This is a genomic window from Thermogemmatispora argillosa (genome assembly GCF_059696725.1).
This window is the reverse complement of record NZ_AP019377.1, coordinates 5,317,650-5,340,746: the sequence shown is the minus strand read 5'-3', so window position 1 is coordinate 5,340,746 and position 23,097 is coordinate 5,317,650. Positions and strand designations below refer to the sequence as shown.

The window sequence follows — 23,097 nt, the reverse complement described above, 5'->3', positions numbered from 1 at the left end:
TGGAAGGAGTGGACCTGTGAAAATTAAGCTTCCAAAGGAGTTACGCGGGGTACGTTTTACTCTGGCGCAACCTATCGAGTTGAACGATTTCGATATCGACTTGCTGTTGCCTCTCTTATTTTTCAGCATTCTGGCTGGGGGACGCGGTCGATCGGGGATGAAGAATGACCCTGGTGCTATTAGCCTTTACAGTGACAAGCTGAGCCAACACCCGGCGGTCGAAGGCTTTGCTGATCCCGAGGGACGTCGCTTACTGGAGCGCCTGGTCCGTACAGCTCTGATCACTGTAGGGCGCGTCGGTCGCGGGCATAGGGATGAGCAGATTACTTCGATTGTCCCCTATAGCCTCCTCTGTTATAAGCCAGGCTTCCCAGAGAAATCCAGTCGCCTGCGCAGCGCAGACCTCTTTCTTTACCAGGTGCTGCGCAGCTACATGGGAAGCGATCAGGCATTGCGCCAGTTCTTTAAAGAGGTTTTTGGCCGTGGTGTCAAGCTCGGTAAGGCGGGCGAGTTGGGTGGCGAATACGATGGGATCACAGAGGTGGATACCCTGACCCGTCTTTCGCTGGCCTTTCTTGATGGCTTCGAAAGTGTCAAGCCGGGCTTAAGCCGTGAAAAGGATGCCCATCTCGGTGCTTGCCCCGGCCTTACCCGCGAGCTGGCGGCTGACCTTGTGCAGTACATGTCGGCCTTCCACGCGGCCATGCCGACCCCGGCTTTTATTCACCATCTCCTGATCTTGATCAATCTTGAGTTGTTTATCTATACCTTAAAGGTAGTCTATGCCGTAAATGCTCTCATTGATAATCCAGAGTCACTGCCGCCAGCCATGCGCGAACCGCTGCAATCTTCGCCGCCAGTCATCTATGTGGACTTCACCGGTCAGCCTGGCCCCAGTCAGGAGATGGCCCATGCCTGCGTGCGCCGCGATATTGAAGCCTACCAGAGCTTCCTGTCGGCGAATCTGCTACTGCGCCAACTGCATAGCTATGTCGGACAGCTTCAGCGCAATCTTCGCCGTCAGGCTCTCATAGAGAGCGAGCTTGGAGGCGAGACCTCTGGCCCTCTTTATCTGCAACGCCTGCTACGGCTCAGGAATTTGCCTGCTTTACAAGCCGATCTTGAGGCCCAGGCTCGCCAGGATATCGATCGGATCTTTGAGGAGAACCGCGATCCAGAAGATCCAGAAAGCACGCTGGCGACCAGGCATCTAGAAGAGCTACTCGCCAGCGCCGAAAGCGATTTGGAGGGTCTGGTACGCTTGCTGACAGAGGGCCAGCGCGACGCCACACAGAATTTTGTGCGCTGGTATTGGAGCAGTGGGGGGCTGACACGCGCTGAAGGGCTGCTTCGAGGGCAAGTGAAATATCGCTCATCCTGGCAATATGCCCCGACTAACGATCTCTTAGCGGTTCTGGTGCAACTCGCTGCCGCCCGCCTGAGCAGGAATGAGCCGGGCCAGAATGGAGAGCAGGGTGGCCTTACGCCCATCCGTTTGCAGGATTTCTTGCGCTTTCTTGACGAGCGCTTTGGCCTGCTGGTTGATCGTCCACCTGCTCCTTTCGTAGGCGCCGAGTACACCGCCGCAGCTCAGGAAAACCTGCGTGCCATGCTGCGCCGCTTGCGCCAGATGGGTATCTTCCGCGACCTCTCTGACGATTTTACGGTGCAGCGTCTACATCCACCGTATGCTGCGACATCTGTGCTGACCAGCCACTACTAAATGCGTTGAGCCTGGAAAGGGTTTGACCTATGGTAATCTCTTCTCCACAAAGCGAGCTGAAGATTAGCCTACTTGCTGAAGCGCTGCTAAAAGAAATCAGGGGAACGAGTGCCGGCCACTGTGCCCGTATTGACTTTCTAGAGCTGGATGATGCCCTGCCTCTCTGTCGGCGATTACGCGCCAGCAAGCAGGCCGAGCAGGGGGCACTTTTCCACATCCTGACCACTGAGCGAGCGCATACCCCTGATGACCCGCTCTTTATCACTCCTGATCGCGCTATCGAGCTGCGCAACCGCAAAGTAGGATGTTTCTGCCTCTTTATCCCCGCTGGCAGCGTAGATGCTACGGCCAGCTCGCTGGCCAACGCTTTTGCTCCTATCGATGGGCGCCGTCTCTATGAGGCCGCCCTCCAGGAGCTGCGACAGCGCCTTCAGGACGTCTCGCCCGAGGCTGCCGCTCAGGTCCAGACAGTCTTGAGCCGCCTGCGCAACTGGCCTGGCCTGAGCCACGAGCGGCGTCTAGATTTCGTGGCCGCCGCTTATGAGCATGTGCTGAACGGCACTGCCAACAAGATCGGCCTGGAACTCTGGCGCGTTGGTCTCATCAGCGATGCGCGCCCTAATTTCACCGATTTTCTGGACCGCAATCGGCGACTGACAACCCTGCTGGCACGTCCCAAGAAATTCGATGCCACCCTGGTTGAGCGTGTGCAGGAGCTCAAGGTTGAGAGTAGGACAGCGCGAGAGCTGCTGCGTTTCTTGCAAGGCAAGGCTCTCAGTGATGTGCATGATTGGTCGCGCGCCCTGGTGGAGAAAGGTCTGACGCTCGATCGCTGGGAATTCATCCAGTATGAAGAGAGCGACCTGCGCGATTTCGAGATCGAGCCTTTCGCCAATGCCAAAGGGGAAGTTGATCGCTTCTGCCACCTGGCCCAGCCCGATGGGGCCGGCGGTGCCCTTTACGCCTACTATGGCGGGAAAGGCGATGTGGTGGTGCGCTGGAAGTGTAAGCCAGATAAACCACGTAACCTCGGCGGCTGGCGTGTGGCCATTGTGCCCGAGGAAAGCGAGCCGGGCTTTCGTGATAGTCTCTGGGAACAGGACCTTACGCCTGGACGCCGTAAGGTCACCATCAAGCTGGAGAAGCTGGGACTTGATAGCGAGGAGCCGCCCGACTACCCGGTCTGTGTACGTATCGCTCCACTGGGACCTGATCACAATGAGCTGGTCAAAGCCAGCGATGGCGAGGAACAGATCTTCTATAAGGACAGTTTGCCTTTCTACCTGACCCTTGACCCGGCAAGCCTGCCGCCAGAGACAACAACGCGCGAAAAGCGCCAGACGGTCCCCACGCTCTCCTACGGCAGGCTCAAGATCGGCAGCGAGGTCCGCGAAACGATCCTTGAAGAAAGCCAGCCCCAGTGGCAACAGCGCGAGTGTACCTATTTTAGTGTCCTGGTCAATGGTCGGCAGCGGCTCATGCTGGCCTTGAGCCAGACGCTGCTGCAATTAGAGCGGCGCGTCTTGAAGGAACCTCTTCAGGGAGGCTGCTTTATCCTGGAGCTTGACGATCCACGTCCTGTCGATGAGGAAGCGATTCAGCCATTCCGGCTCACTCCCGGGGAAAGTGAAAAATGGCAGCATTTCTGGCGCCAGCGTGAGCTGTTCTTTCGACGTCTGCGCCAGTCCGAAGCGCGGGACGTCATCGAGGTTGCCGACTGGAGCAGCGGCCCCGAGCTGGCCGATGCCGCCGTCCGCTACGCTCAGGCTTACCATGAGCTACTCCAGCATCTGCGCGAGAGCGGCGCAGATCTCCACGAAATCAAGCAGGCGCTTTCTGTCGATAGCCTGTTGATCCGCTTTCTTGACCAGCAGCAGCAGGTCGAAGAAGCCCTTGTTATTCTTCCTACCCATCCCTTGCGTGCCGCCTGGTTCGCTGGCTACACACGCCTGCTTGCCTCTTGGGAAGAGCAATTGTTAGAGCAGCAAAAGAAGCAGCGTAAGCACAAGATCGATCTGGAAGCGCTACGCCAGCTTGTGCCGGCCAACGTTCCGCCGTTCGGCTATCACGCTGCCACCTCAACCGTTTTCCTTTTCTTCCAGAATTTGCTTTTCTTCTACGGGGTGGCGCTCCCCGCGGACGCTCCCGATCCTCACCGGCGTTACACGGACATCGCCACTGTGCTCAAGGCCAGTCCCGAGCAGGCCGATCCTGGCGATATCCGGCCTGAGCGTCTGAGCGAGCACCTCAAACTTTTCCAGGCCCTTCATCCCTATGCCAATCCGCTGGTCCTGACACTGGTCAACCCGGATCGTGGCGCACTGCTGGGCGAGGCCTTGAAGGGTTTGGCTCCTTCGCAAAACGAAGAGGAAGACGCAGAGCTGCCAGTCGGCACGTTGCCAGTGCTTCAGATCACATCGTACAGCGAAAGCTGGCAGAGCGGGACCTTGCAGGCGCTCACGCAGGCACTGCAGCAGAATGGGAGCCGGTTCTCCCACGGTCCAGATCAGCAGACTGACCATTTCCTGCCGGCGCTGGCAACGACCGCCCGCCCGCTTCGCCTCTTGCAAGAGGAGGAGCAAGAGCCACCCGAGGCTCACCTGGCCATCGTCAGCGATCTGATGCGTCCGCATCTGGTAGCCGTGCCAATCCGCGGTACGCTCTCCTTGAATAGTGAGATGGGGAGCTTCTCACTCTATGGCCTGCTCGCGCGCTTTGTCCCCCAATTCAACCAGGAGAACGCTACCTTGCTCTGGCGCTATCAGATCAACACCTTCGGCGGCAGACCGCTCCCCCATCCGGAGGGGCCCCGCTATAGCGAGACGTTGATCAATCTCCATACAGCGCTGCTAAAGGCCGGCGGCTACCTGCTTAGCGGTAGGGAGGAGACCCAGCCCGCTTTACAGGTCGCTCTAACATCTGAGCGCCGCGCTCTGCTGGAGAAGCTGCACCAGCGCACGAATTGGGTCATTACCCTGGACCGCTTCTTTACACTGGACTACTATGACTCGCCTTACCTGCCCGGCCTGGAGGAGATGGCCCGCAAGTATGTGCTGGACTATTTACCAGAATTCACTGAAGGATTGGGCCATCGCATGATGGTCACTACCTCCTGGCACGAGGAAATTAGCGCGATGCTCACCCAGGCTATGGCAGAGCTGGGCTTCTCCCGCATCGAGGAGAGCGTCAGCCACTTGTTGCGCTACTTGAAAATTATTTCTGGGCGCCTGGCCCTGGAGGCCCTGGAATCACCAACTAGCGCCGCCGCTGCTCTGGGTCTCGGCGTGGTCACCGTCTGGCTTCACCGTCAGAATCGCCTTAAGCAAGCAGTCTTGCTACCGGTTGATCTGTATCCACGCATCTTCTCGCTGAGCGGCACAGGACAGCCGGCACAGGGAGAGCGTCGCTGTGATCTGGCGCTCATAGCCCTGAAGCGCAATATCGTGGAAGCCACCTTTATCGAAGTCAAGTGGCGGCGCGGCACTGTCCCCCTTGAGCGCCTGGCCGCTGATATGGCCTTGCAGATGCAAGCTACCGCGGCAACGATGCGACAGCGCTTCTTCGATCCCCAGCAACTCGACGGAGCGCTGCAGCGCGCTTACCTTGCCAACGTGCTGCGCTTCTCTTTCGAGCGCTCCCGCCGCTATCAACTCTTCGATCCTGACGCGGAGGCTACCTTTCTGGAAAATCTGGCCCGCTTCGAAAAAGAAGAGCTGGACTTTCGTCCCAGCTACGAAGGCTATATCGTCAGCCTCGATAGCGAGCCTCGCAGGCCACTGATCGTCGAGGGCGCGCGCATCCGTGTGCTGACTGCCAGCGACTTCCAACAATTGCCCGAGCTTTTGCAGTTACCTGCTCCCGATACCCAAGGAGAGGGGCCAGGACCTGTCTCCGAGACATGGGCAGAGACATCGATCGACGAGTTCGCCGAGCCCATAGATAGAGAGTCGACGCCCGCTGCTCTTGCTGGCAGTTCACCCTCGGGCCAGGCACCGACTCAGCCCACCTCTCAGACGGCGGGGTTGCAGCCCAAGCTTGAGCAACAGTTAGAGCGCATTGGAAGGGAAGAGGCTGAGGGCACTTTGCTGATCCGAGCGGACCAGGAGCAGGGCCAGGCCAGGCCTTCAGGCTCTGCGCCTATTCGGGTGCTGCTGGGACAGGCAGCCAGCGGCTCAATCTATTGGACCCCCGGCATTGAGAGCAGCCCTCATCTCTTTATTCTGGGCATTCCTGGCCAGGGGAAATCGTGGACGATTGAGCATATTCTGTGCGCTTTGGGCCAGCAGGGCGTACCGGCCCTGGTGTTGGACTTCCACGGCCAGTTTGCTGATTCCCAGGGGCGATACTACCAGAGCATTCACCCCACTGTTCTTGATGCCGCCAGGGGCCTACCCTTCAATCCCTTCGAGTGCTCCGCCTCCGGCCAGGCATGGCGCGCCAATGCGCTGGCGGTCTCTGAAATCTTCGCCCAAGTCGCCGGCCTGAGAGAAATGCAACGCGACACGGTTTTCACTGCCATCCGCGACGCCTATCAGGTCCACGGCTTCGAAGATGAACTGAGCGAAGAGGAACAGAGGGACCTGACTTATCCCTCAATTCAGGAGGTTTTTCGCCGCATCGCCCAGCAGGAGCAGCGGCATCATTCCATCAATGTGACTGCGCGTTGTCGGCCTCTGCTTGAAATGAACCTTTTCCGTCCTGTAGAGCCTCCCGTCAATCTGCGCTCCCTCATCGGGCAAGGACTGGTGATCGACCTCCACCAGCTTTACGCCGAGCTGCTGCAATTGAGCGCTGGAGCCTTTGTCCTGCATAAAATCTACAAAGACATGTTTCAGTGGGGACCTGCTGAGCGGCTGCGTCTGGCCATTGTACTCGACGAAGCTCACCGCCTCGCCAAAGATAAAACGCTCCCCAGATTAATGAAAGAGGGGCGCAAGTTTGGCATCGCAGTAATCGTCGCCAGCCAGAGTCTCAACGACTTCCATCCAGAGGTCCTCAGCAACGCTGGAACGCGCATCATCTTTCGCATGAACTACCCCGAGTCGCGTAAGGTAGTGGGCCTGATTCGGACCGGCCAGAGCAACCAGACCCTCGCAGAGCATGTCGAGCAGCTCTCGGTCGGCACGGCCTATGTCCAGACCCCTGCGATGCGGCAGGCTCTGATTGTCCGCATGGGGACGGGGGCAGGTTCCTCCTAGCAAAGCGAGGGAGGATAGCAAAACAGCAGGCGGACCTGTCGGTAACCTGGCAGCAGTCTACAGCGACTGCCTTTCCAGCGCCTGGCAGCATCCGCCTGCCTGCTATCTGATCCCTCCCCAGTCTTCTTGTCCACGCCGGCAGCGTCCCCGCTCGCCAGCCAACGAGCGCGCTCATTCACAATGGTCGGCGCACCACAGTGGAGCCGATCCCCAAACGCCAGCTTGTATAGGCATCAATTACGATCTCCTCCAGGGCACTACGGTCAAGTCCGCTAAACTGCTCAGGCTCTGCCTGGATCTGCTGCAAATCGGCTCGCCCAAAGAGGCTGTTGGTCAGTATCGCCCCGGTCAGGCGCGCTTGCTGCAGATTGGCCCCACGACAATCGGCGGCATACAAATAGGCGTTAGAGAGATCTGCCCCTTTGAGCAAAGCCTCAACGAGCGAGGCCCGACTGAGATCACAGCCGCTCAGATCGGCTCGGGAGAGATTCGCTCGGGAGCAGTCGACCTTGCTCAGATCGGCATTTCTCAGCACGGCCTGGAAGAGATAGGCGCGGTTCAAACTGGCCCCGCGGAGATTAATCTCATGAAGAGCCGCATCGACCAGATTGGCGCCGTAGAGCGAGGCTCCACAGGCATAGACACCGTTCAGGTTGGCCTTGCTCAGGACAGCCAGATTAAGCCGAGCTCCGCTCAGGTTCGCCCCGCTCAAGTTGGCTTCACGCAGATGAGCCCCAACCAGGTTAGCCCCACTCAGATCGGCGCGACTCAAATCAGCCTCATCCAATACGGCCCCGCTCAGATCAGCCCCGCTCAGATCAGCCCCGGCCAGATTAGCACGGCTCAGATTGGCCATGCTCAGACGAGCCTGGCTCAAATCACAGCGCCGGAGATCGACGGCAATGAGGCCGGCCTCTATCAGCATCGCCCCGTGAAGATCAGCTCCACGGAGATCGACTCCTCCTAGATCGGTTGAGCGCAGATCGGCCTCGCGGAGCGAAGCTCCCAGCAGATTGGCCCCGATCAGGTTGACGCCGATCATGAAGGCCTTGCTTAGATTGGCGCGGCTCAGATTAGCATGGCTGAGATCAGCTTTGCGGAGATAAGCGCCGCAGAGATAGGCGCCGCTTAAATTCGCTTCCGAGAGATTAGCCCCGCGGAGATTGCCTCCACTCAGATCCACCTTCTGCAAATCGAGTCGGCTCAGATCGGCCCCATCAAGCATAGGAACACGCTCCTGCCGATACGCTTCTACAATTTCCACCAGGGCCTCTTCCCGCCCAAGTCCCCCTAACTGCTGCTCAATCTCAAGCATACTGCCTACAATCCTTTCCTCTGAATGATGCCACGCTGCTCCAGATCGCTCAGTAGCTGATTCACCACTTGCGGCTCCTTCCCCATCAGCTGAGCCAGATCAAGCACTCGGCGCCGACCATCAATCAGTAGAAAAAGCTGGCGATGGGCGCGCGAGAGACGCTGCTGCTCAATCAGTGACAGCGCTTGCTGGAAGGGCAGCAATGGACAGGGTACAGCATAGTAGGAAGCATCGGACGTGCGAGCTTGCTGCACACGCCCGCCAGCACTTGCCCCCGGCTGAGAGCCACGAGTAGTAGTGGGCGGCCCTTGGGAGGACGCCGGCGTCGTCGGGCGCGGCGGCTGAGTAACTCCCGCCGCCAGCCAGGCCAGTAACTGCTTTGTTGCTTCGTCGAGTACTGCTGGAGTAAAATTATAGCGACACCGCCCCCAGGTACTCAGCCAATTGAGCGCAGCATGATCCTTGCGACGACCGGCGCTGGCCTGGGTCACCTGACCCTTCACGAAAGTGATCGCTCCTTCTTCGAAGAGTTCGCCCGTTCCGCGCCAAACCGTCAGGGTGCCACTGCCTCGTGCAAGCTGGATCAGCTGAATAATCGTCACCAGGTGATCCGTCACGCCTTCCTGCTCTGACATAAGCTTGCTCCCCAGAGAAACCAGCCATAATCGTCACACCCCAGATCGAGAAGACCTCCCTGTCCCAAAGAGCGTATAAGCTTGGATAGCGCCCCCATAGCGGTCCCAAACCATCCGGATGGAAGAGAAGAAAGGGAAAGCGATACCCATATCTGTCAAGCAATCCCAAGCGGAGCAAGCGGCTCCTGTCCGACTCTCCGACAGTCCGTTGACATCGGCGCCTCAATGAAGATACGGTCAGGTCCTAGCGCTTGGCTATACGCTCGTCCTCTAGAGAGAACGCCTTGGCAGGAGCAGTTTGACGGAGTTGCTGGGCCTGCTGCAAGAGCCGTTCCTCTGAGAAGCCAGTCACTGGACGGATCGCATAGTCAGTCGGACTGGTGCTATCCTGGCCACGTGGCAAGCCAAACAGATCAAAAAGGGGTGTTAGAGCACAACACAGGACCAGATTCAGCACAAGCCCGGCGAGCGCAGCGTAGACATGGAGGGAGAGACCACCCAATTCGAGCGGGTAAACCGTGGAAAAATTCTGCGTCAGCACCATCCAGGTGCCAAGCAGCATGCCTCCTGCCCAGCCGCAGATCAGGGCCAGATGGTGAAACCAGCGTGTATAGAGACCCAGGAGCACCGCCGGCAGGATCTGAATGATCCATACATTGGCGAAGAGCTGGAGATTGATCGCGAAGTCGGTCGGGAAGAAAAGGATAAATAACAGTGCTCCGAACTTAATCACTAAGGAGGCCGTCTTGGCAACTGCCGATTCCTCTCGCTCTGTGCAGTTGGGATGGAAATACTCTCGATAAATGTTGCGCGTAAAGAGATTCGCCGCGGCAATCGACATTACGCCTGCAGGAACCAGGGCCCCAATTGAGATGGCCGCGAAGGCGAAGCCGGCCAGCCACGGGGGCAGCATGCTGGCAAAAAGTGCCGGCAGCGCGCTATTGGCCTTGTAGAGCGGCGATGGCTTGATACCAGCAGCAATGGCCATAAAGCCAAAAAGACCGATCAGCGACTGCAGGAAGGTGTAAGCCAATAGGAAAGGTAGAGTTCTCTTCAATGTGCGGCGACTATTCGCACTCATCATCGCAGTAAAGGCATGGGGATAGAGAAAGAGCGCAATGGCAGAACCGAGAATAAGGGTTGAAAAGGCGCTGTACTGAGCGGGGGACAGCGTCAGTTTGTTGGCCGGTACAGCAGCGAAGACGCGCGACAAGCCTCCCAGACGCAGAGAGATGATGATAAAACTGACAATGGCGACCAGCCAGATAGAGAGGTCTTTAAAGATAGCGATGAGCGCCGGACCACGCAAGCCGCTGATATAGGTGTAGAGGGCCAGAATCAGGAAAGCGATGAAAAGGGCCAGCTCGACGTTGATTCCCATCTGGGCGATACAGACCTGGATGCCGTAGATCTGAATGGCGATATAGGGCATGGTAGCCATGATGCCGGTAACGGCCACCACGAGCGCTAGCGCGCTGCTGCCGAAACGCTCGCGCACAAAGTCTGCTTGTGTGACATAGCCACGATGGCGCGCAATAACCCAGAAGCGCGGCATCATGAGGAGAGCAAAAACGAAGGCCAGCGTCAGATAGGGTGAAGCAAAGAAACCCTGGGCCCCTTGGGCATAGACCAGGGCCGGCACAGCCATGAAGGTGTAGGCAGTGTAAAGGTCGCCCCCAATCAGGAACCAGGAGACTACTGGTCCAAAGCGCCTCCCCGCTAGGGCCCACTCCTGGAGCCTGTTGAGGTCACCAGGCCGCCAGCGCGAGGCCAAGAGGCCCATGATTGTCATGAGGATGAAAACGCCTACGAAGACCGCCAGCATTCCCCATTGAATCATATGTCTCTTCTCCTATGGCACAAGTCTTTCAGGAAACAACTCTCTCACAACGCTGTGTATGCCAAATGAAGCTGACCCGCTCCTTCTATCCTCTTGCTTGAAGAGCTATCCAACTGCGATGCTTCATTTCATGAACTGTAGCTTGTGTACCATGTATCTAGGTAATTCGATCTGTTCCACTGTCTTTCTGACTGGTTCGCTTTTGTTCACTTGTATCCTCTTCGATAAGTGTCAGTATAGCACTACATCAAAATACGATGCGGGGGTCTAGCCTTTTTTTCCTAATCGAGACAAATTAAAGCCGCTTGAGCTTCTCCCATGAGGCTATACTAAGTCCTGGTGGCAGTTGGGTCTTTGCTCCGGCAAGGCCTGGCAAGCAACGACGATTTGAGAGAGTGACCGACAATGCAACCCAGGGAATCAGTTGAAAGGCGCGGGCGTCTCTGGCCCTTCACACTCTTGCTTATCCCTTTCCTCACTGCCGTTTGTCCGGCCCTCTATAACCAGGTGGAACCGACCCTGTTCGGGGTGCCCTTTTTCTACTGGTTTCAGATGCTCTGGATCATGGTCACCGCTACCATCGTGGGTCTGGTGGCGCTGCTGAGCGAGTGATCTCGCGCCAAGCTCTGCCGCGCGTCTTGAGCTGGTCCGGCGCGCTGTCGATGGGCGCCATGTCGATCGTGTGCAATGCTTGCAGGCTCTTCGCTCCCCGCCTGCAAGCGTGTGGTTTTTGTGCCCCCGTCGGCCATCAGCCTCCGGCATCGACCTGGATGGCAGGCTCTTGCCCCGCTGGCCTCTTCTCCTCATCAGGCCAGTCCTGCCATGCTTGCGCGACAGCCAGCGATGTGATATCACATTCCTAGTGATGTGGCTGCATAGGGTGCCTGCCATTCCTTGAGAGGCGAGGTTTGTCGGCTGCCTGTTCGCTCACGAGACATCCTTTTTCTCTTAACGCCTGACTATGTGGCCTCTCCTGCCCCTCTTATACGAGTACGAGATTAGCATTAGTAAAAGCTTGCGATGGCCTTTCCTCCTCGCTGTCCTGAGCTGTCTTCTCACAAGCTAGCTTGAACAAATATGGAGTAGATGATGATAGAAGAACAAGATGAGAATAAAACGCAGCCGCGCCCGGTGCCAGCCTCAACGGCTGCGCCTTCCGAGATTCCCAGTCAGGCAGAGCCAGAGCAAGATGAGAGCGGCGCTGAGGCGACAGCGCTGAGAGACGCAGACACCGCGGCTGGCAGAGTGCTCTCTCAGCTTGAGGAGGGGACCGCTGGTCGGGTGGGGGCCTCCGCTGCTGATATCCCGTCTTCGACCGCAGCTTCAGCGCCGGCGGGACTCGCCTATGTTAGCGTGGAGGAGCTGCTTGAGCTACAGATTGCTTCCGATCCTCAGCTCTCGCCCGATGGCTCTCTTATTGCTTTCACCCTTCAGTGGAATGATCGCGGCAGCCAGAGCAGCAGGAGCGCTATCTGGGTGGTTCCCAGCCGAAAAGAGGCTGCCGGGGGAGCACGTCAGGTGACTGCCGGTGATCAGCAGGACTTCGCTCCCCGCTGGTCACCCCGAGGTGATTTTCTAGCCTTTCTGAGCACTCGCCATGGTGGTCAGCCTCAGCTTTTCTTGCTCCCTCTTGAGGGGGGCGAGGCGCGTCAGTTGACCGATCTGCCTCATGGGGTGAGTGAGTATAGCTGGCGTCCCGATGGCCAGGCGCTACTTGTCCATAGTCCCTGGAAGCCCAGCGATGATCAGTCTGGAGAACCGGCAGATGAGGAGACGGCGCTAATTTATACGCGTCTCGATGAGCACTGGGATGGCATAGGGCACTGGCATGGAAGGCATATCCAGCTCTGGTTAGTGACTCTGGACGGAGAGGTCTTACGCCTGACTGCCGAGCCGGTGCATCTGGTACAATCGTGCTGGTCGCCCGATGGCAGCGCGGTCGCTTTTTGCGCCAATCGTCGTCAGCAACCTGACCTTAGTACGAGCATGGCCCTCTGGGTGCTGACGCTGGCAACGGGGCACCTCCGCCGCTTGACTCCCGAGGAAGGGCTAGCTCAGATGCCCGCCTGGTCACCCGATGGACGCTATCTTGCTTACTACTATGCCCCCGATCAGAGCGAGACCTGCAATATTACGCCGTGGGTTGTGGCCGCCGATGGTCACGAGGCACCGCGGCCCGTCTTTCCGGCGCAGGCCGATTGTACGTGCCAGGTGACGATTATTGATGAGCTACGTCCGACGAATGAGTGGCTTAGCCGCCCACAGTGGTACCCTGATAGCCGCCATCTTCTGGTGACGATCCATGAGCGGGGCCAGGCACACCTCTATCGCGTTGACTGCGAGACGCAGCAGATGACGCCTTTGACCAGCAGTAGCGGGCGCTATCTGAGCCCCCACCTTGCTCGCGATGGCTCGCTCATCGCAGTCGTGCGCGCCGATTGGTTTACGCCGGGTGACATCTGGTCCCTACGCGGGGATGGTTCACAGCTCCAGCGTTTGACAGGCGTCAATGAGCGTTTCCTGCGCAGCCATCAGTTGATTCGGCCCCGCCGCCTGACGTGGCAGGCTCCCGATGGGCTAACGATCGAGGGCTGGCTGTATCTGCCTCCGCTGGCAGCGGATCAACAGGCTCCTCTGATTCTGGCCGTACATGGAGGACCAAGCTGCGCTTGGGGCGATGCCTACGTCCATGAGTTCCAGGTATTGGCCGGTCAGGGCTTTGCGGTGCTGGCCGCCAATCCGCGCGGTAGCGATGGCTACGGCGAGGCTTTTCGTCGTCGTATTCTCAATGATTGGGGCGGTGAGGACCTGCGCGATCTGTTAGCGGGGCTGGATTATGTGATCAAGACTGCTCCCGTTGATGGGAATCGTCTGGGCATTACTGGCCTCAGCTATGGCGGCTATATGACTGTCTGGGCGATCACGCAGACGACGCGCTTTAAGGCCGCCGTCAGCCGCAATCCGGTGACGTATCTGCCGGTCTGCCGCTTGCTATCAGACCAGGCTCTCTGGTTCGATCTGGCTATGAGCGGAGCTGGAGAGGAGCGCTTACATGAGCGCTCACCGCTGGCTTTCGTGGATCGCATCACGACGCCACTCTTGCTGCTGCATGCCGGTGACGATCTGCGTTGTCCCTTTAGCGAGTCGCTCCAGATGTTTACGGCCTTGCGCAAACGCCGCCAGATCGTTGAGCTGGTGCGCTACCCCGGTGCCAGTCATACCATGGATTGGCCGACGGTTGGCACCCCAGCCCAGCGCACCGATCGGCTCCAACGGACTGTAGCGTGGTTTCAACGTTTCCTGCTCCAGGAAGGGTAGCGACCTCCCTCCATCGATGCTGATGCTGCGCTGGCTGTGAGCAGGCCGTTATAGGCCCAAAGCCGTTGAACTGCCAGTCGATAGCGAGAGGGGGGCCAGTCCTCCCCCCTCTGTTTAGCCATGCAGTTGTCCCGCCGAGCCTGCCTGAACAGCTCCAGCCCGCGTTTGCTGACGGACAAGGCCGCGTCCCGAGGAGGAGGCTCCTGCCAGGCAGACAGCTTAGCGACCCGGCAGAAAGATGAGCACCATACAGACGAGGGCCGCAACTATCAGGAGCAGGCAGTAGAGACCTGCCAGCAGGCGAGAAAGCGTCTGGGCGCTTGGACTCCAGCCGAGGCTGCGCCAGGCTGTTCCCCCAGCTACAAGGACTATGCCTAACAGGAGAAGGATGGATAGGGCACGGCCCTCTATGGTTTCTACTGTGCTGCCAGTTAAGAGGACAAGCGGGGTCGCCACTGCTGAGAAGAGAAGAATACCCGCGACGATATCAAGGGCCGCCATACCAAGAAAGCCAGCTTCGTCAATGCGATAGTAGCGCAGCCGCCTGGTAGCTCTGGCAAGAATCACTAAAGCGACGATATATACGAGTAAGCCGAGTAAAATAAACAGAAAAGTAGACATACCTGACACTAAATCACAGAAGGATCTCGCTTTCGGAACGTCCTTCGTTACAAGCGCGTTCTGGTCGTATGAAGCCAAAACCTAATTCACTAGAGTAGACGCGCGAGCAATGGCCAGGGTTTCTGTTAGCCCTCTTTTCCTGACCTGCTTGCTGATGTTCAGTCGCTGCCGTCGCTCCAATCTGCAAGGCTTCTCATAGCGGGTGCAGCAAGTCTCACCCCAAACTAGGCGAGGTCTGGAAGCTGCTGGCCGGCATCCTGGGTTTTTGCATTGTACCTTCTCTATGTATGTCACACTCCCGGATGCAGGAGAGAGATGGTGTTAGGGCATCGAGAAAGAGAGGGAGGGAGGAGGAAGAGAGACGGCGGTCGCATCTACGAGGCCCCGCCAGTACTAAGGCCCGGCTTCTCTATCTGAGAAGGTGACCCAAGTCTGCCTTGTCAAGCAAAAGGAGAGGGGACCGGTCAGAGGCTGGCCTCCCAGCATGATGATAGGCCGCTGACCGATCCCCTCTCTCCTGCTTTGTCGGCGCCTGGTCAGCGGCTGGTCCCCTCTCAGGAGCCTTCTGGCACCAGAATGCCGCGCCCATGCAGGCGCCCACTCTCCAGGTCGTGAATGGCATCAAGGGCTGCTTCTAACGGATAGACCGCCGTGTGTAGGCGGACCTTCCCCTGCGCAGTCAGGGCCATCAGCTCGACCAGATCATTATAGGTGCCGACCAGATTACCGATAAAGTTGATCTCGGTTGAGATAATATCGATCGTCGGCACAACCAGCCGGCCCCCATAGCCGATGACATAGTAGTAGCCGGCACGGCGCAGCATGGCGATCCCGCTCTCCACAGCGCCGCCCTCGCCTACGAAATCCAGGATCACTTCGGCCCCCTGGCCTTCGGTTATCTCGCGTACTCGGCTCACTTCCTGGCCATCGGCCAGCACTGTGTGATCAGCCCCCCAGCCGCGCGCCAGCTCTAGTGCCTCTGCCGACTTGTCAACCACAATCACGTCGGCAGGGGTCAGCGCCTTGAGGCATTGAACCCCGATATGGCCCAGCCCACCAGCGCCGATCACCACCGCCTTGGTGCCAGGGTAGAGCACAGGCACAGCCTTCTTGACGGCATGGTAGGCCGTCAGACCGGCATCGGCCAGAGCGGCAATGTCCTTGGGAGCCAGCGAGGGATCAAGCTTGACCACGGCGCGCGCCGTCGTTTTGAGGAAAGTAGCCATACCACCATCGGTCGAAATCCCTGGGAAAGCTGAGTTAGCACAGTGCATATCGTTCCCAGCTCGACACGCCCGGCAGAAACCGCAGGTGATGAGCGGATGCACGATCACCGTGTCGCCGACGCTGACATTGCTGACCGCTGAGCCGACGGCATGCACCCAGCCAGCGTTTTCGTGGCCGAGCGTGTACGGCAACTTTACCCCTGATTTCTCGGCCCATTGCCCTTCGATAATGTGCAGATCAGTGCGGCAGAGGCCGGCTCCACCAATGCGCACAATGACGTCGAAAGGGCCGCTGATGGTCGGCTCAGCCACTTCCTCAACTACCGGCGCTTGATTGTAGGCATGGAGACGAACGGCTTTCATAGGGAATCCTCTCCTTCCTCGTTATGCGCTGTCTCTGCGCTGGCATGCTGGTAACGGGTGCGGAAAAGGGCACTGCACATGGCGGTATTGAAGAGCAAGCTCAGACGTACAGAGCGCAGGCGACGCAGAAAGCTCTGTAACCCACCGGCAGGTATAGGCTCCCCGTGCTCGTCGACAAAGAGGGGACAGCCCTCCCGTAACAATCCCAGCGCCTGGCCCCGTTCAATATAAGCCCTGGCAGCTTTGCCTAGCGCTGGTAGCTGCAGGGTGGCCCCTGGCAGACTCAGGCGAGCCACATCGTCCCCCTCATCCCAAGAGAGATCTTCCAGGCGTCGAGTCCGTAGGGCCTCCTCGCTCAGACCAGCCCGGAGCAGGCGACGCAGCAGCAGGTCTTGACGCATCAGAAACCCTTTGCGCAAGAAGATGCGACGCAATTCTTGCAGATCGCTGTCCGTGGTGACCTCATCGGGAAAAGCGGCGGCAAAGCTGAGACCACGATTGACCGCCGCCGAGATGGCCTCGCCAGCACAATGGTCAAGTAGCTGTACCTGAACGCTGGTCACGCCCGGCACAGTTCTGGCCCGTTCGACCAGGTCGGAAGCCATCAAGTAGGCGAAGTTGGGCGCACACCAGAACGTTGGTAACTTCAAAAAGATGCGCACCTCCGCGCCGCTGACCTCGATGCGATCGATAAAGCCCAGGCGCACCAGCGGGGTATCTAACTCGGGATCAAGCACATCTGCAATGGCCGCCCAGATCTGTTCTGGCCTGACAGGGGGCGCGCTCACAGCATCCTGGATCGGCATGGTTCTTCTCCTCTCCATTCCGTCAGCGGCAGAGCCTGGCCACTAAACGCGCCGGCTCACTGATGGGCCAGGTCACAGCCTGCCTTTGTCACGGTCGCTCTCGCCGTCATCAGTAACCAGGCTGGAGCCTGGCCGCTTTCGGTCAGGGCCTCAGCTCAGGCGCCCGTCTCAGCTGTGGTAGAGCTGCCGGTTGCATTCGCGTGCGATGGACTCAGGCCCTCTGAACTAGCCGCCTGCTTGGCCAGTTCGTCGTTCCGCAACTTCTTGAGTTGCTCCTCTGGATCTATACCATAGAGTCTTGCAGCATTTAATCCCATAATCTGGCGCTTTACCTCAAGCGTCAAATCAACCTTGAACTCCTCTTTGAGATCCTGCGGTAGCTCGAAGGCCATGAAGCGCTCAACTAACCAGCGAGGTTCCCAGATGGCGTAGTCGCTACCGAAGAGGATCTTGTCGGGTCCGACCCAGAAGAGCAGATTAGCCATGATCTCGGCAAAGTAGCGCGGGCGCGGATAAATAAAGGGCAGGGCTACAGCCAGACCAGCGTAGACGTTTTTCTCCTGAACGGCAATCCAGCAGAAGTCTTCCAGGCGCGGCAGGCCGACATGCTCGACAATAAAATTCAGCTCTGGGAAGTGAGAAGCGGCATCGTCCACGTCGGCCACATCGAAGGCGTCGCGGTTGAGCGGGTAAATGGTCGGGCCTTTATGCACGTGAATATTGGTGATCCCCAGCTTAGCGCATTCCTCTAGATAGCGGTACGCCTCGGGACTGGAGAGCTTGTAGCCTTTGGAAGAGCCGCGCCACTCTGCCGTGTAGAGCTTGACCCCCTTGATGTTCCATTCTTCCTTCTGGCGACGCAGATACTCCAGGCCAGCATCACCATCACGCGCATCCCAGGCGCCGTTGAGGATAAAGCGCTCGGGATAGCGCTGCTTCATGACGCTGTTCTGCTCGATGGTGTTGAAGCCATTGATGAAGAATTCAGTGAGGTAGGTGGGCTGGAGAATAGCCATATCAACATAGCCCTTGACGAATTCATCGTGGGCCATGCGCTCGGGAGTGTAGCGCTCGAAGTCACTCAGTGGCCAGACATACTCAGCCGGGGAAAGGTTCCGATGATAATCATAGAAACAGTCAATCCAGCCACGCCCGTACTGGTTGCGCTGATTGGCGGGACTGGCATCCCAGAGGTGGGTATGGGCGTCAATGATAAAGATTTCTTCGCCCGTCGAGGTGCGGAACATCAGCAGGCCTCCTTTGTCTCCAGTGGGTCAGCGGCGACCCAGCCAGTCAATCAGTGACTTCCTCGCTCGGCTCATACGGCCTCGTTCTAGGGCCAAACTCAGCCGTTTCCTCCGCTGGATGCGTTAAGAACATGAGCTAACGAGAGAGTCAGAACGCACGACGCTGCCTATGTCTTCAAAACAGGTGCCTCTTCTGGCTTGCTGCTGCCTTCTTCTGCCGCGGTCTGCGCTGCGACCGGGCCGACGCAGACTGGCCCGGCCACTCAAGTGGATCTAAGCCAGTCCACGCCAGACATCGAGTAGTTCCAGCCCACTCGCTTACGCTGCCAGCATAGCATAAAACCGTATCAGTGTGTAGATCAGGATTTCATTATTTGAAATCGTGTCTTACTCTGCTTGACACAGAGACGCTGCTCAGTATAATCCCAGGTAAAGGAGTGCCCCGCTTCAGGGGACGCGTTCTAATAACCAGGTCGCCACGACAAACGTCCCCACCTGCGCAAAGGAGCAACAGAGTCATGGCTAACCACTCTCACGCCCACCTTCAGGCCTCGGCCTCGTCACCCTCCGAGCCTAAGCGCGATATTCTGCGCTCCGCACAGCGCGTGCTTGCTATCCTGAACCTGATTGCCAGCACTCCTGGTGGACTGACCGCGCGTGCCGTGAGCAGCCTGCTCCACCTGAATATCAGCACCTGCTATCACTGCCTGAACACGCTGGCAGCGGCTGGTTACGTCGAGCGCCTGCCTAACGGTCACTATGTGCTTGGTCCGCAGATACCGTACTTGAACGATGCCTATTTGCGCACCCTCAGTCAGGACTGGCCAGGCGCAGAGCCAGAGGAGCGCTGGTCAGCCATAGCAGCGCCGGCTCACGGGCCTTCGATCTTGCAACGCTTGCGTCCTATCCTCCACAGTCTGAGCGAACGCTGCCAGGAGCCAGCCTATCTGGCCAGTTGGCGCTACGGCGAGGTGGAGTTACAGGCCATTGTTGAGCCGGCTCACGCTGAGCGCATTCCTGGCATCTATGTCGGCTACCGTGGTCAGGCTCACGCTCATGCCCTCGGGAAAGTTCTCTTAGCCTACAGCCCTCCAACCTTCGTCGAGGACTACCTTGCTCGTCATACGCTAGTCCGTCTGACCCAGCAGACGATCGTTGAACGCTCTCTTCTCTGCGAGGAGCTTCACAGCGTTGCTCGCCAGGGCTACAGTGTTGATCGCGAGGAGCTGCACGCGGGCACGGCCTGTCTGGCAGCCCCAGTTAGAGATGCGCAAGGCCGGGTGACAGCGGCCATCGCTCTCTCGTTTCGCTGCGATCTGCTTTCTCGCCGCGGCGAGTGGCTTACTGCCCAGGTTCTGCGCGCAGCTCACCAGGCCAGCGCCGAGCTGCGCCGGATCAGTCGCTGTGAGTGTGAGCATTGACAGCTCATGCCGCGCTGGCTAGATCGCTGGAGAGGATGGGAACCCGTGGACGAGTGGCGCGACTCTCTTCGTTTCCCTACCTTGCTGACTGGCCTGTCTCTCCGCCAGTTCAGGGAGAGAGGCTTAGTCTACCTATACCTACCCGGCTACTCGCCTTTCCTACGGCGTCCAGCCCTCCGCTTGCTCTTCCCTCGCAAAAGTCCTGGTGAATGGACAAAAATAGACCGGGACGTACGTAGTTGTTTATAATAAGGGACACAGGAGCTGCTACCATCCACAATAGTGCGGAGAAGAGAGATCAAGCCAGGAGTCTAGTGCTATGGTCGAAACGTTGATTATCGGGGGCATTATCGTCTTTGTGCTGGCAGGGGGCCTGGGAGTCTTCCTCGGCTTGCGTGTTCAGCGCCTGTTCATCGAGAGCGTCCGCAAGCAGCAAGCCGCCTGGGAACGCGCAGAGGAGGCACGCCGTCAGGTCTGGGAGCAAAAGCAGCAGCGCGAGATGGCCGCCCAGAAACAGAGCCTGGCCAATCAGGTTGAGCAGCTACGCAAGGCCTATGAGGAGCGCCTTAATCAGGCCATCAATCAGTTCGGCGTGGAGCTGGAGCTTGCGCGTCTACCCCGCGTGGATGAGACGCCCATTCTCTCGAAGGCGGCAGAAGAAGGGGCGGCGATGCCTGCCCATTGGCGGCCCGCCAACCTCTACAAGGCTGATCTTTCGCAGCGCGATCTTTCCCATCGTTACTTAGGGCGCGCTGATCTGCGTGGGGCTCGCCTGGTAGGTGCTAATCTTTCGATGGCCGATCTCTCGCGCGCCTGCCTGGCAGGCGCAGACTTGACCCGGGCAAATTTGACAGGGGCGAATCTCTCCTACGCCGATCTGCGCGATGCCAATCTGAGCGAGGCCACCTTATTGGTCGCTGATTTGCATCAGACAAATCTGACAGGGGCTCGGTTGGATAACGTCTATAGCCTGACAGAGGAGCAACTACGCTCAGCTATTCTTGGTCCGCAGAGCCGCAGCGAGGTTGAGGTGGAGGAGACCTCGCCGCGCATGCCGGCAGTTCGTCCAACGAGAATTATTCCGGAGCGTCCTGCTCCTTCTACAGGGGGTAGCAGTAGCTTACGCCCGCGTGCTCAGGAAAGCTCTGCTTCAGCAGTGGAGGCCGCTCCTACCGCTGGCTCCGTCAGTTCCAGCAGTCAGCGATCCAGCTCCCCCAACCGTGTGGAAGAGGCCGCCTCTTCCTTTGCCAGCGCTGTCACTGCGCCAGGGACGGCCCAGCCCGTTGATCAGGAGACATCGACACCGCCTGCTGTTTCGCCTTCATTCACCGCTCATCCATTGTCTGAGGTGGCCTCGATCGCCGCTTCCCCATCGCCTGAAGAGGAGCAGGCAGAGGATGCGCCGGCGGCGCCAGCAGCCGGTGATGAGGTCGAGCAGGCTACCGAGAACACTGAGGAAGACTATTTTTCGCCCGAGAGTCTGGCCTATATGATGGAGGAGCCTCCGGCTGGGCGGCAACCTGAGATTCCTGCCTGGCTGAAGGCGCTTGAGACTTCAGCCGGTGGCGTCTCCTTGAATTTCACAGCAGGCCCAGAGGCCGAGCCTCAGCACTTTGGCTCCTCACTCGCTGCCGATGAGGAAGCACAGCACACGCCCGCAGAGGGAGGAGAAACCTCGCCCTACACGGCTGAGAGCTTCGACCAGCAAGAGGAGTTTCCCTCTTCTTCAAGTCTGCCGTGGACGGCTTCCACCTGGGAACGCGCCTGGAAAGAGGCCGTTGAGCGCGCGGCCGCCTTCTCTACGCAAGAGGAAGGTTCCGACGAAGACAGCGATAGCGATCAGGCCCTAGAGAAAGGTGCTACAATCAAGCCGACTCCTTTTGCGTTCCGCATCCCAGATACCTCCTACGAGACGCCGACTACCGGCAGTAGTCAGTCTGAGGAGGTGACTCAGGAAGCCACTGTTTCCTCTGCTAGTGAGCTGCCACAGGTCCCAGAGACGCCTTTCTCTGTTCCTACCCTGGATACCTTGCCTTTCATTGAGCAGTTGGTTGATCCGCTGCCTCAGTCGGAGCGCACCAGTGCAGAAAGCCTGCTTGATCCCCAGGTCACTGATCACATCGTTGACACCCAAGAGCTACGCGCGCTGAAGCAGCTGAAGCAGAAGTCACCAGCTCCTGGGGAGCAAACCTCCTCGTGAGAACGGGCCTGCTCGCAAGGAAGAGGTCCTTTCTTCTTGCTCGACTTTGCGGTCCGCCGGGTAGAGCGGAGCGAGACGGGCGAGGTTACTTGCGTCACCCTTCGTTTATGAGTGCGCTCGTTGAGTAGCTCGCTTGTTAGCCGGTCTGGGGTCAGTTTAGCCTGGCTTATTCTCTCTTCTCCCCAGCACCGGCTTGGAGCAAGCTATTCTGGCACTTCACAGGCGGCACAAATATGCTATACTAGAGCGGCAAACGGGCGGGGACGCCAAGGTATTCGACAAGGAGTAGACGTTCTATGGCCAATGAACAGCATCTGCCACTGGAAGGCAAGATCGCACTTGTGACCGGAAGTAGCCAGGGTATTGGGCGAGCAGTGGCTCTGCGTCTGGCCCAGGCGGGAGCTGATGTCGCCGTGAACTATTATCGCCATGCTGAGGCTGCTGAGGAGGTACGCGCCCAGATCGAAGCCCTCGGCAGACGCGCCATCGCTGTCCAGGCGGATGTTAGCCAGGAAGAAGATGTCAGCCGGCTCTTTGAGCGGATCAATAGTGAGCTGGGGCCGGTTACTGTCCTGGTGAATAATGCCGGAACCACACGCGATAAGCTGATTCTGCAGATGTCGCTTGCTGACTTTGAAGATATTTTGAATATCAATCTTCGTTCAGCCTTTCTCTGTACCCGCGCCGCCCTCCGTTCGATGATGAAGGCACGCTGGGGCCGCATTGTCAATGTGACCTCGGTGGCCGGTCTCCTCGGTAACGCCGGCCAGGCTAACTATAGCGCTTCGAAGGCCGCCATCATTGCGCTGACGCTGAGCACCGCGCGCGAGATGGCCAGCCGCAATATCACGGCTAACGCTGTGGCGCCCGGTTTCGTCCCGACAGAGCTGACCGCTAAGCTGACCGAGCAGCAGCGCAAGCAGATGCTCGATCTCACCCCCCTTGGTCGCTTCGGGACTCCGGAGGAGGTCGCCGCCGCTATTTGCTTCCTCTGCTCACCTGAAGCCGGCTACATCACCGGCCAGGTCATCTGCGTCGACGGAGGCATGGCTATGCATATCTAATTAGCCGGCCTCTTGTTCTCTCCGCTGGTTCCTCGGTTTCTATCATCCCCTCTGTTGCTGGCCTCCTTTTCCGTTGCTTTGCCCAGCTCTTCCTGCGCCAGCCAGGAAGATTTTTAGCGC

14 protein-coding genes are annotated in these 23,097 nt (G+C 58.5%); 7 read left to right on the top strand and 7 right to left on the bottom strand.

The genetic code is table 11. The annotated features are described in order from the left end of the window. Nucleotides 1–16 precede the first annotated feature (16 nt). Entirely contained in the window at nucleotides 17–1,723 is a 1,707-nt protein-coding gene (mads7, locus tag AC6H1L_RS20830) for a methylation-associated defense system protein MAD7 (RefSeq protein WP_497599370.1), read from the top strand. Nucleotides 1,724–1,752: 29 nt separating this feature from the next. Continuing rightward, nucleotides 1,753–6,921: an ATP-binding protein gene (locus AC6H1L_RS20825; RefSeq protein WP_497599369.1), complete on the top strand. Its 5,169-nt coding sequence runs from the start codon at nucleotides 1,753–1,755 to the stop codon at nucleotides 6,919–6,921. A gap of 175 nt (nucleotides 6,922–7,096) precedes the next feature. Here AC6H1L_RS20825 and AC6H1L_RS20820 read toward each other — a convergent pair whose 3' ends face one another. The 3 genes from AC6H1L_RS20820 to AC6H1L_RS20810 form a co-directional block, all read right to left on the bottom strand. Then, nucleotides 7,097–8,236, bottom strand: coding sequence for a pentapeptide repeat-containing protein (locus tag AC6H1L_RS20820; protein WP_497599368.1), 1,140 nt, complete (start codon nucleotides 8,234–8,236; stop codon nucleotides 7,097–7,099). A 5-nt stretch (nucleotides 8,237–8,241) separates the two neighbouring features. Then, nucleotides 8,242–8,871: a DUF4388 domain-containing protein gene (locus AC6H1L_RS20815; protein ID WP_497599367.1), complete on the bottom strand. Its 630-nt coding sequence runs from the start codon at nucleotides 8,869–8,871 to the stop codon at nucleotides 8,242–8,244. Between the two features lie 244 nt (nucleotides 8,872–9,115). After that, nucleotides 9,116–10,708 (bottom strand): sodium:solute symporter family protein, encoded by a 1,593-nt coding sequence (locus AC6H1L_RS20810; RefSeq protein WP_497601580.1) that lies wholly within the window; start codon nucleotides 10,706–10,708, stop codon nucleotides 9,116–9,118. A gap of 408 nt (nucleotides 10,709–11,116) precedes the next feature. On the opposite strand from AC6H1L_RS20810, the gene AC6H1L_RS20805 reads away from it, so the two are divergent. Together AC6H1L_RS20805 and AC6H1L_RS20800 are read left to right on the top strand one after the other, a co-directional pair. Continuing rightward, complete coding sequence (locus tag AC6H1L_RS20805) at nucleotides 11,117–11,323, top strand: DUF3311 domain-containing protein (RefSeq protein ID WP_497599366.1); 207 nt, start codon at nucleotides 11,117–11,119, stop codon at nucleotides 11,321–11,323. A 474-nt stretch (nucleotides 11,324–11,797) separates the two neighbouring features. After that, nucleotides 11,798–14,029 (top strand): S9 family peptidase, encoded by a 2,232-nt coding sequence (locus AC6H1L_RS20800; protein ID WP_497599365.1) that lies wholly within the window; start codon nucleotides 11,798–11,800, stop codon nucleotides 14,027–14,029. Between the two features lie 219 nt (nucleotides 14,030–14,248). Here the strand turns inward: AC6H1L_RS20800 and AC6H1L_RS20795 are convergent, their stop codons facing one another. The 4 genes from AC6H1L_RS20795 to AC6H1L_RS20780 all read right to left on the bottom strand — a co-directional run bounded on the left by AC6H1L_RS20795 (nucleotide 14,249) and on the right by AC6H1L_RS20780 (nucleotide 18,292). Then, nucleotides 14,249–14,650: a hypothetical protein gene (locus tag AC6H1L_RS20795; RefSeq protein WP_497599364.1), complete on the bottom strand. Its 402-nt coding sequence runs from the start codon at nucleotides 14,648–14,650 to the stop codon at nucleotides 14,249–14,251. 554 nt (nucleotides 14,651–15,204) lie between these two features. After that, nucleotides 15,205–16,239, bottom strand: a complete 1,035-nt coding sequence (locus AC6H1L_RS20790; RefSeq protein WP_497599363.1) for an NAD(P)-dependent alcohol dehydrogenase — start codon at nucleotides 16,237–16,239, stop codon at nucleotides 15,205–15,207. Next, nucleotides 16,236–17,045 carry an iron-sulfur cluster assembly protein gene (locus AC6H1L_RS20785; RefSeq protein ID WP_497599362.1) on the bottom strand — a complete coding sequence of 270 codons (810 nt, stop codon included), beginning with the start codon at nucleotides 17,043–17,045 and terminating at the stop codon, nucleotides 16,236–16,238. Before AC6H1L_RS20785 ends, AC6H1L_RS20790 begins: the two co-directional genes overlap by 4 nt. 155 nt (nucleotides 17,046–17,200) lie before the next feature. Further along, on the bottom strand, nucleotides 17,201–18,292 hold the full coding sequence (locus AC6H1L_RS20780; protein WP_497599361.1) for an amidohydrolase family protein: 1,092 nt from the start codon (nucleotides 18,290–18,292) through the stop codon (nucleotides 17,201–17,203). A gap of 518 nt (nucleotides 18,293–18,810) precedes the next feature. Between AC6H1L_RS20780 and AC6H1L_RS20775 the strand changes: the two genes are divergently transcribed. The 3 genes from AC6H1L_RS20775 (at nucleotide 18,811) to fabG (ending at nucleotide 22,977) form a co-directional block, all read left to right on the top strand. Next, nucleotides 18,811–19,713 carry an IclR family transcriptional regulator gene (locus tag AC6H1L_RS20775; RefSeq protein ID WP_497599360.1) on the top strand — a complete coding sequence of 301 codons (903 nt, stop codon included), beginning with the start codon at nucleotides 18,811–18,813 and terminating at the stop codon, nucleotides 19,711–19,713. Between the two features lie 319 nt (nucleotides 19,714–20,032). Continuing rightward, nucleotides 20,033–21,913, top strand: a complete 1,881-nt coding sequence (locus tag AC6H1L_RS20770; RefSeq protein WP_497599359.1) for a pentapeptide repeat-containing protein — start codon at nucleotides 20,033–20,035, stop codon at nucleotides 21,911–21,913. A gap of 296 nt (nucleotides 21,914–22,209) precedes the next feature. After that, nucleotides 22,210–22,977, top strand: a complete 768-nt coding sequence (fabG, locus tag AC6H1L_RS20765) for a 3-oxoacyl-[acyl-carrier-protein] reductase (RefSeq protein WP_497599358.1) — start codon at nucleotides 22,210–22,212, stop codon at nucleotides 22,975–22,977. Nucleotides 22,978–23,097 lie beyond the last annotated feature (120 nt).